Origin of the sequence: Pseudomonas sp. RIT288 (assembly GCF_000631985.1) — a bacterium.
Lineage (GTDB): Bacteria > Pseudomonadota > Gammaproteobacteria > Pseudomonadales > Pseudomonadaceae > Aquipseudomonas.
Genome location: NZ_JFYN01000039.1, coordinates 1 through 316, shown reverse-complemented (window position 1 = coordinate 316; position 316 = coordinate 1). Strand labels below are relative to the sequence as shown.

Genomic DNA, 316 nt, shown 5'->3' with positions numbered 1-316 from the left:
CGGCTTCGATGGTGATGATGGAGCCATTGCTCAACGTCACAGTCACCGGAGTACCGGCTGGATTGGTCAGGGTCGCGATGTAGACGATAGAACCGCCTTCGGCCACTGTGCCGGTAGCGGTCAGCGACAGGTTGGTGGTGTCGACGGTGTCGGTGACGTTGGTCGAAACCGGGGTTTTGTCGGCGACGAGGTTTTCGTAGTTGCCGCCAGTCACGTCAGTGATCGAGTTGGTCAGTGGCTCGTGACCGTTCAGCGCATCGTTCGGCGCGGTGGTGGTCACGGTGCCGGTGGTTTTACCCACTTCGATGGTGATGGT

At 59.8% G+C, this 316-nt stretch carries 1 protein-coding gene; it reads right to left on the bottom strand.

Features of this window, described 5'->3' with window-relative positions; genetic code table 11:
- On the bottom strand, positions 1-316 hold a 316-nt coding region (locus BW33_RS21585), incomplete at both ends, for an immunoglobulin-like domain-containing protein (protein WP_047601094.1).